8 protein-coding genes are annotated in these 5,466 nt (G+C 60.8%); 5 read left to right on the top strand and 3 right to left on the bottom strand.

The genetic code is table 11. The features are described from left to right. Positions 1–60: 60 nt before the first annotated feature. Both JF66_RS15810 and JF66_RS15805 read left to right on the top strand, forming a co-directional pair. Positions 61–327 carry a hypothetical protein gene (locus JF66_RS15810; RefSeq protein ID WP_035879536.1) on the top strand — a complete coding sequence of 89 codons (267 nt, stop codon included), beginning with the start codon at positions 61–63 and terminating at the stop codon, positions 325–327. Between the two features lie 222 nt (positions 328–549). Then, entirely contained in the window at positions 550–1,308 is a 759-nt protein-coding gene (locus JF66_RS15805; RefSeq protein ID WP_035879534.1) for a phosphotransferase, read from the top strand. An 81-nt stretch (positions 1,309–1,389) separates the two neighbouring features. Here JF66_RS15805 and JF66_RS23120 read toward each other — a convergent pair whose 3' ends face one another. From JF66_RS23120 to JF66_RS23115, 3 genes are all read right to left on the bottom strand, one after another. Continuing rightward, complete coding sequence (locus JF66_RS23120) at positions 1,390–1,626, bottom strand: hypothetical protein (protein WP_156109851.1); 237 nt, start codon at positions 1,624–1,626, stop codon at positions 1,390–1,392. Positions 1,627–1,919: 293 nt separating this feature from the next. Next, a complete protein-coding gene (locus JF66_RS15800; protein WP_035879532.1) occupies positions 1,920–2,240 on the bottom strand; it encodes a hypothetical protein in 321 nt (106 codons plus the stop codon). Between the two features lie 166 nt (positions 2,241–2,406). Beyond that, on the bottom strand, positions 2,407–2,553 hold the full coding sequence (locus JF66_RS23115) for a hypothetical protein (protein WP_156109850.1): 147 nt from the start codon (positions 2,551–2,553) through the stop codon (positions 2,407–2,409). A 331-nt stretch (positions 2,554–2,884) separates the two neighbouring features. Between JF66_RS23115 and JF66_RS15795 the strand changes: the two genes are divergently transcribed. The 3 genes from JF66_RS15795 to JF66_RS15785 all read left to right on the top strand — a co-directional run. Continuing rightward, entirely contained in the window at positions 2,885–3,283 is a 399-nt protein-coding gene (locus JF66_RS15795) for a VOC family protein (protein WP_035879531.1), read from the top strand. 81 nt (positions 3,284–3,364) lie between these two features. Beyond that, positions 3,365–4,231, top strand: coding sequence for an alpha/beta fold hydrolase (locus JF66_RS15790; protein ID WP_035879530.1), 867 nt, complete (start codon positions 3,365–3,367; stop codon positions 4,229–4,231). 164 nt (positions 4,232–4,395) lie between these two features. Continuing rightward, on the top strand, positions 4,396–5,466 hold a 1,071-nt coding region (locus JF66_RS15785), incomplete at its 3' end, for a hypothetical protein (RefSeq protein ID WP_035879529.1).

Raw genomic sequence — 5,466 nt, 5'->3', positions numbered from 1 at the left:
TCGGAATTTTGTTTCCCGCCTTAATGTTCTTGCTGTCAAGCAAATGAAAAGGGAGTTTTGATGAATGCATTCATGATGATCTGTACCTTCAAGCCGGGCACGGTCATGGACGAAGTTTTCGCCGTCGCTGCAGAAGAGCAGGCCAAAGTTCGATCATTGCAGGATGCGAGCCGACTTGGCGCAGTTCGCCTTTCGCTCGCTCGCGGCACAGTGTTTCTTGAAGTATTTGCCGAGGACTCAAACGCCGCTGAAATAACCGTGCACGAACTCCCGATGGCCAAGTGGTGGGATGTGGAGGCCTATCCCCTTGCCGGACCGCCCGCCTAAGCTTTCCGCGGTGGGCGCTTGAATGTGTCGGTCCATTCACGGCACCCTTTTTCGCCGTTGCCGATCGTCGCGATCTTGCCCCGCGGAAAGCGGCTCAGCCGCTCGTAACTGCAGCGCATAGCCTCCAGCTTGAATTGAGGCGCTCAACGTTCCTCCGTGGAACGCCCTCGGCGCCGGGTTTCAGCCTCCGTTCCTTCGGGTGTAGGGCAGTAGCCTGCTGGTATGGGCGAGGAAGAGAAAGAACTCACCGGGGGTAACGCATCAGGTGACGTCGTCCAGGTGGGCGGCACCGTGCGAAAGCGTTGGATCGAAAACACCTTGGTCGTGCAGAGCTTTCTCGCCGTGCTGCGATCGCATGGGGTGGACGTTCCCCAACCGCTCGGTCGCGATGAGTCCGGCCGACAGGCGGTCGAGTATGTGGAAGGCAGCATCGCGCTCGGGCAGATGCCGCTGGGAACCGACGACCTGCGGCGGGTCGGTCGAATGATCCGGCGGATCCACGATGTGAGTGAATCTGTTCCTCTGCCCGATATCGAGGGCTGGTCGATGCTGCTGCCAGTCGACAACGCTAACCTGATGTGCCACAACGATCTGGCACCGTGGAACCTGGTTATCGGAGATCGTTGGGTCTTCATCGACTGGGATGCTGCCGGCCCGAGTACCCGCTTGTGGGAGCTGGCCTACGCGGCCCAAGCTTTTGCCATGCTCATCAACGGCGAACCCGTCGAAACGGCAGCGTCGAGGCTGCGTGCGTTCGTCGACGGGTACGGCGCCGATGCCCTCCTACGTGAGGCTCTTCCGGCAGCCATGGTACAACGGACCGCGGCAATGTTTGAGCTGTTGCGCCACTCGCATGAGACCGGACTCCAACCGTGGTCCGACATGTACGTCAACGGCCACGGGGACTTCTGGCGCGACGCAGCCGAATACGTCTTACAAAGCCAGACAGCCTGGCAGCAAGCCCTCTCCCGATCGCACTAGGCGTCCGACATAAGGTTCCCCTGTGAACCCGGCGGCGGTCAGTTCTTATTCAGTCTGTGGACGTCTTTTTCACGGTGCGGCTTAACGTCCGTCATGCGCAAGACCGCGGAAGCAGCTGGTGAAGTAAAGGTAGGCGCCCATGAACCCCACCATCGCGCCGATGGCGAGTAAACCGCCGCCCACGCTGTGCGGCGCGTTCCCGAACAGCAGGTCGAGTGCGATCACGAACGCGCCCAGAGCCGCGAGGAAGAATCCCATGGCTACCACTACCGGCCATAACGGCCGTCGTGCCGTCCGCGCCGGTCCGTTGTTTGCCATGACTGAACCCTACTGGCGGGCCCAATTTCGACGGCTATCCACTCCGTGCAAACCTTCTAAGTGAAACCGAATTGTTCTGCAGTGACTCGACAGTCCGGCGACGGATTCTGTACCGGTCAAGGTTCGTCCGCGACACAGCATCGGCGCACTCAGCGGCTTACGCTGTTGGTCCCCAAATCTGTCGCGCTGGCCGTCCGGCGTACTTAGCTGCGCTGAAATATCGCAGGAGATTCCCGGGACGTGAGACGCTGCTGTGTGTGCAGAGACCATTCGGGCGGTCCGTGCACACACAGCTACTCTTGGGCGGATAACCGTGCTGCGAGCAGGCGCCGGGCACCGTACCCGATGAGGCCGGGGAATACCGCAAGCAGGAGATACTGCAACCATAGCGGCGAGAATACGGACGGATCGACCAGCTGCAGACTGCTGCCGATTAACACGACGACCAATCCAACTGTGACTCCCAACAGCGGACGCGGGGCGGTGCTTTCCGAATCGAGGGCACTACTAGCTTCATCATCGCGCTGCCGTTCGTGCAGCCCCCCGGTGATAAATCCAAGAAGCAGCGCAGCCGCGATGACACCCAATATTGATAGTGCAACCCAGAAGGTCATAACTCAGTCCAATCGTCACACATACAATTCTGCGGGTAAGAGGCCGTCGCCAGCCCTGCACCGATTGTTGCTAGCCGGATGTCGCCAGGGCGAAGCAGCTTCCCAATGCATTTAGGTTGAAGATGCTCGTTCCAAGACGGCCAATGAAATCGCTCGAAGCAGTGGATTATTTCTGGGTCAGGCTTGCCTTGTTTCTCACGTACTTCTTGATCAGGTCTACTACTTTTGAGACCGTCCCGCCGAGTTCCGCGTATGCCTTAGCGACCGATTTCGCCGCCCTGATAATTTTGTCGGCTTTTGCAAACTGCTGCACGACCTTCGCCGCTCCTACCGCTAGCGAAGCTCTTCACCGTGGGCGACAGGGTGCCGCCGCGTCGGCCGTCAAAGTTGTCGATGAAGGACTGCACCAGCCCTCCGGGCTGGGGTCAAGTCCTCAACGGCCTCTCGATAGTGTCCACACCCCTCCGATGGCGGATAGTGAAGCGTGCCGCGACCTCGCGCCCAAGCTCAACATTGGCGCGGAGACCTTCCCAACTGACACGGCCTCAGGGCGTTGAGCAGTTCCGCTGACGGGGCCTAGATCTGTCGCGCTGGCCGTTCCCCTGCGATACGGGTGCCCGTTGCGTTCGTGGAACGATGGGGACATGACAGTTGGGGTGCATCACATCGAGATTTGGGTTGTTGACTTGGACAGCGCGCGGACTTCGTGGGGGTGGCTGCTTGTTGCTCTGGGCTGGTCGGTTGATCAGGAGTGGGACACCGGTATTTCTTGGCGATGCGGCGAGGTCTATCTGGTCGTCACCCGTCCGCCCGCCGTGTCCGACGAGGCGCATGATCGTCGGCTTTCTGGGATGAATCACATTGCCCTTCATGGCGGAACGCAGGCAGATGTCGACCGGATCGCGGGCCAGGCTTCGACCCGCGGCTGGAAGGCCTTGTACGCGGATCGGTTTCCCTACGCGGGAGGTCCCGACCACTACGCGGCTTATCTCGAAAACGAAGCAGGTTTCAAGGTCGAAGTCATCGCCGCATCAGTGGGCTGACGCCCCGTTTCGGGATCGCCGACCACCGACTTTCAGGACTATTCGACCGGAATCCGTTTTACTGCCCTGTAGCGTCGAGTCATGCCACGCTATGACAGCTCCGATGGGTCAACCCTGTACTACGAGGACATTCCCGGCACCGGCAAAGCAATCCCAGTCATCCTCCTGGCCGGTGGCGCGGCCCGACACCCCAGCTACCTGGGCGATCTGGCCGGGCTGGGTGAGGAGCACCGCCTGGTCGTGCCGCACTTGCGAGGTGTCGGCCTGACCGAAGCGCCGAGTGATCCACAACGGGGATCGTGGTGGAGTCAAGCGGCCGATGTGGAGCAACTCCGCATTCACCTGGGACTCGACCGGGTAACCCTGGTCGCGCACTCGGCTGGCACCCGCTTGGCCATTGCCTACGCCGCGCAATTCCCACGCAACGTTGCGGCTTTGGTGCTGATCACCCCGCCCGCAGGGTACTTAGTGGATGAGCCGACGGATGTCCCGACTCTCATCGACCGACGCCGCAGTAAGCCAGATTTTGACCGCGCAATATTGGCGCTGAGAGTGGGCCCGGCCACATCGAATGAGGACGATTTCACCGCCTGGCAGCGTGGCTCGGCAGCCGCCGGTTACGCGACCTGGAATGAGACCGAACGAGAACACGCACAGCTCGGGCGCTGGAGCCGAGCCGCCGCGACGGCATACTTCAGCGTCGACCCACCACACGACCTCGCCGCACGGCTTCTCGAGATGACGGCTCCCGTACTCGTCATTGCGGGTGCGCAAGACTGCCTTGTCGGCTGTGAACCTGTCAAAGCCCTCGCTCGAATGTTGCCCGCAGGGCATTCCGTGACGATCGAAGAGTGTGGGCACTACCCCTGGGTCGAGCAGCCGGCAGCATTTCGGCGCGTCCTGCACACGTTCTTCGAGCGTCTGGAGCAGCTCACATCTGATGCGTAAGCGGTTCGCACCTGGCACCCGTAAAGAGCAGGAGTCGGAGTGGTCCCGTTCATGCTCGACGGTACGGCCTCCGGGTGCGACCGGCGTACCAGCCGCAAACATGGCCAATTTCCGACGCTCGTGGTCCCGAACCACTCGCACCACACGATGGGTAGGCTCGGCACATGATCGATATTCCCGGGGACCTAGACAGGTACGAACTCGTCCCGGGGGTGTCAGAGCACCGACTGTCACGCATCATCCGGGTAGTAGCGCGCGTGGTGAGCATCATCTTTGGCGCGACTATCTTCTTCGTCACGCAAGCCATCCAGGATGAGTCCAGCGTGAGCGAAATGGGCCAAGTGATCATTGCGACTGGCCTCGGAATTTCTATCCTGATCCTCATTGGTGTCCACATCGCCCGCCGGCGCCGCAGACTTCTTGAGGCAGCCGCCGGCTACACAACCATGGCGAGTGGCCGTCAGGATCTCAATCAACTGAACCCGGTTACCGGCATCGTCCTTCGCAGAGCCGGCTCGGTGGTCCCCACGACACCCAAGCATCACGTTGCCACCGTGGGAAAGCGCTCCGGAACGGTCGTCAACGCCTCATCACTCGACCGGGTCATGCGATTCGTGGATGATCCTCCCTCCGTGCACAAGAAGATTGCCATCTGGGGCCTCGCTATCTTCGTTATCGCGCTCACCGCCGCCGCCCTCAGCGTCCTATTCGCTAGTTCACAGGGTCCAAGCGCCGATGGTTTGACGTTCCAACAGGAAGGCCGCATCTGGCTCGCGGGGTTGGGAATGCTCGTCACCCTGATCGCCGTGGGCACTGCCATATCTCAGCGGGCCAAGTTGCGGGCAGCCAATTTGGTTCGACCAGACGCCTTTGTCTTCATGACGCAGCGCACCCCGGAAATCATCGACGCGCTGAAGGCCATCGGGGCCGACCGCCCCAGGCTGCCTCGACACTTCGCTGTCACACTCGGACCGAAAGGAATCGAACTGTGGGGCCGCGGACGAACTGAGGTCCCCCGCTATGCACTGCCCTGGAACGACATCGAGTATGTTCATCCCGGCCGGCTTGCAGTCGAATTCGGAAACTTCAGCGTCACGTTCAGCGTCACGGTTCAGGCCCTCCACTTCTTTCAGACCGTCGATGGGCGCCCCATAGATCTACCGTTCACAATGTTCGGCCCACGCGGAATGAATCAAGCCGCAACCCAGGATGCCAACAAGGTCCTTAATGCTTGT

The organism is Cryobacterium sp. MLB-32 (assembly GCF_000738085.1).
Taxonomy (GTDB): domain Bacteria; phylum Actinomycetota; class Actinomycetes; order Actinomycetales; family Microbacteriaceae; genus Cryobacterium.
The sequence above is the reverse complement of the archived record's forward strand: the minus strand, read 5'-3'. Positions and strand labels throughout refer to the sequence as shown.

Bases quoted from the DNA above. Each gene is read 5' to 3' on its own strand.
- JF66_RS15805 (WP_035879534.1), top strand. From the start codon at position 550: ATGGGCGAGGAAGAGAAAGAACTCACCGGGGGTAACGCATCAGGTGAC.
- JF66_RS15810 (WP_035879536.1), top strand. From the start codon at position 61: ATGAATGCATTCATGATGATCTGTACCTTCAAGCCGGGCACGGTCATG.
- JF66_RS15790 (WP_035879530.1), top strand. From the start codon at position 3,365: ATGCCACGCTATGACAGCTCCGATGGGTCAACCCTGTACTACGAGGAC.
- JF66_RS23120 (WP_156109851.1), bottom strand. From the start codon at position 1,626: ATGGCAAACAACGGACCGGCGCGGACGGCACGACGGCCGTTATGGCCG.
- JF66_RS15800 (WP_035879532.1), bottom strand. From the start codon at position 2,240: ATGACCTTCTGGGTTGCACTATCAATATTGGGTGTCATCGCGGCTGCG.
- JF66_RS15795 (WP_035879531.1), top strand. From the start codon at position 2,885: ATGACAGTTGGGGTGCATCACATCGAGATTTGGGTTGTTGACTTGGAC.